The sequence below is a fragment of the Amycolatopsis sp. NPDC023774 genome (assembly GCF_040639695.1).
Classification (GTDB): domain Bacteria; phylum Actinomycetota; class Actinomycetes; order Mycobacteriales; family Pseudonocardiaceae; genus Amycolatopsis.
Window position 1 is genome coordinate 1 of the sequence record NZ_JBFAAJ010000095.1, and the last position, 2,550, is coordinate 2,550.

General features: G+C 69.8%; 3 protein-coding genes. 1 reads left to right on the forward strand and 2 read right to left on the reverse strand.

All coding sequences use genetic code 11. From position 1 onward, the window contains the following. On the forward strand, positions 1–453 hold a 453-nt coding region (locus AB0F91_RS47025; RefSeq protein WP_360609009.1), incomplete at its 5' end, for an oxidoreductase C-terminal domain-containing protein. 61 nt (positions 454–514) lie between these two features. Here AB0F91_RS47025 and AB0F91_RS47030 read toward each other — a convergent pair. After that, positions 515–1,501 (reverse strand): ABC transporter substrate-binding protein, encoded by a 987-nt coding sequence (locus tag AB0F91_RS47030; protein ID WP_360609011.1) that lies wholly within the window; start codon positions 1,499–1,501, stop codon positions 515–517. Between the two features lie 4 nt (positions 1,502–1,505). Further along, positions 1,506–2,550: amidohydrolase family protein (locus tag AB0F91_RS47035; protein ID WP_360609013.1), on the reverse strand; the 1,045-nt coding region annotated here is incomplete at its 5' end.

The following is a 2,550-nucleotide window of genomic DNA, read 5'->3' on the forward strand; positions in this document are numbered from 1 at the left end:
GGGATCGTGGTCGACGAGTCCGCCCGCACCAGCACGCCCAGTGTGGTCGCCGCCGGCGACTGCACGATCGTCGCGCACCCCGACCACGGCGCCCTGCGCCTCGAGTCCGTACCCAACGCCATCGCGCAGGCGAAGACGGCGGCCGCGAGCCTGCTCGGCCTGGCCGCTCCCGCCACCGGGATCCCGTGGTTCTGGTCCGACCAGGCCGATTTGAAACTCCAGATCGCCGGGGTCAGCAGCGGGTTCGACGAGACCGTGCTGCGGGGCGATCCGGGCAGTGAACGGTTCTCGCTCTTCTACTATCGCGGCGGGCGCCTCGTCGCGATCGACGCCGTCAACGCGCCCCGCGACTACATGGCGGTGCGCAAGCTGCTCGAGGCCGGCCGCACCGTCCCGCCGCACGTCGCGGCCGACACCGAGGTGGCGCTGAAGGAACTCCTCCGCGCGGCCTGAGGCCGGGCGAGCTCGCCGGCGGGGAACGGTTGCCCGCTGGCGAACTCGCCGAGGTCCGCGGTCAGATGACGAAGGACTCCGTCGACTCGGGCGCGAACAGTTCTTCCGCGGTGCGCAGGCGCGACGAGAGCCCCTGTTCGTGGTGGTAGCGGAGGAACACGTCGAGCACGTGCCGGTTGGCCTCGAGTCCGTAGGACCAGTAGTCGGGGCCGAGCAGGCTCCGCGCGTCCTCTAGGTGCTGGTTGAGCCACGGCTCCATGAACCGCAGCGCCGAGGCGTCGTAGATCCGGGCGTATGCCTCGTTCTTGGCCGCGGTGAGCGCTTTCGTCAGGGATTGCGCGACCCACGGGTGCCGCTCGTAGACCTCGCGGCGCAGGGCGACGACGTGCATGATCGGGAAGATCCCGGTCTCCGCGTAGTACTGCTTCTCGGCCGCGACGGTGTCGGGGAACAGGCGGGCGACGCGGCCGTCGCGGGCGATGTACGAGCTCGGGATCCGCGGGCTCTGCAGCGCGTCGATCTCGCCGGTGGCGAGCATCTCCGACAGCGTCCGGTCCGCCGGGATCGGCTGGACGTCGAAGCGGGTCGAGACGGCGCCCTTTTCGATCCGCCCCGGCGTTTCCTGGCCCCCGGTGAGGTAGGTGACCGAGTCGAGCGGCACGTCGTACGCGTCGGCGAGGATGCCGCGGATCCAGACACCCGCCGTCAGCTGGAACTCGGGCGTGCCGACCCGCTTGCCGACGAGGTCGGCCGGTTTTTCGATGCCCGCCGCAGTGTTGAGGAAAATCCCGCCGTGGCGGAACATCCTCGAGGTGAACACGGGCAGGGCGACGAACGGCGCCGGGTCCCGGTCCAGCGAGGCGACGTAGGTCGACAGCGACATCTCCGACGCGTCGAATTCGCCGTGGCGCAGCATGCGGAAGAACGTCTCCTCGACCGGGAGCCGCAGGTACGTCAGGTCGATCCCGTCGGGCCGGATCGACCCGTCCTCGAGGGCGCGCGTGCGGTCGTAGTCGCCACACGCGAACGTGAGGTTCAGCCGGCTCATCGGATCACCTTCCTACGGCGGCGAGCCGCCGGTCGAGCCGGGGGTAGACCCGGCGAGCGTTGTCTTCGTACACCGCCGCCAGATCCTCGGCGGTAAGGCCGGCGCGGTCGACGTACTGCTTCGTGTCATCCCAGGCGATGCCGGTTTCCGGGTCGGCGCCACGGACCGCGCCGAGCATCTCCGAGGCGAAGAGCAGGTTCGGCGTGGGCAGCACCTTCAGCAGGAGATCGACCCCGGGCTGGTGGTAGACGCAGGTGTCGAAGAAGACGTTTGACAGCAGCTCGGCCGGGTCCTGCCAGCCGTTGCGTATCGCCAGGCCCCGGTAGCGTCCCCAGTGGTAGGGCACCGCTCCCCCACCGTGGGGGATCACCAGTCGCAGACCGGGAAACCGGTCGAAGAGCTTCGACTCGAGCAGCTGGGTGAAGACGCTGGTGTCGGCGTTGAGGTAGTGCGCGCCGAGGGTGTGGTGGTTCGGGTTGCACGCCGTCGAGACGTGCACCATCGCGGGCACGTCGAGTTCCGTGAGGACCTCGTACACCGGGAACCACGACTCGTCGGTGATCGGCTTGCCCGCCCAGGTGCCGGACGGGTCCGGGTTGAGGTTGACGCCCACGAAGCCGAGTTCTCCGACGGTCCGGCGGATCTCGGCCGCGACGCCGCCGAGGTTGCCCTCGGGCGTCTGCGGAAGCTGCGCGACCGGGGCGAAGTGCTCGGGGTACAGCTCGGCGACACGGTGCACGAGGTCGTTGGACGCGCGCGCCCAGGCGTTCGCCACGCCGGCGTCGGGCACGTGGTGCTCCATGCCGGATGCTTTGGGAGAGAACAGCATCAGGTCACCGCCACGCTCCCGGAGCACGCGCAGCTGGTGACCCTCGACGCTCTCGCGCAGCTCGTCGTCGCTCACCGGCGCGAGCGTCGGCCGCTCGCCGTCCAGCTGGGCGTCGCGGAACTGTTTCAACGCCGGCGGTGCAGTCGTGTAGTGGCCGTGGATGTCGATGATCACTTCGCGCGCACCTGCCTGAGGTAGTCGTCGTGCTCCACGTACCGCA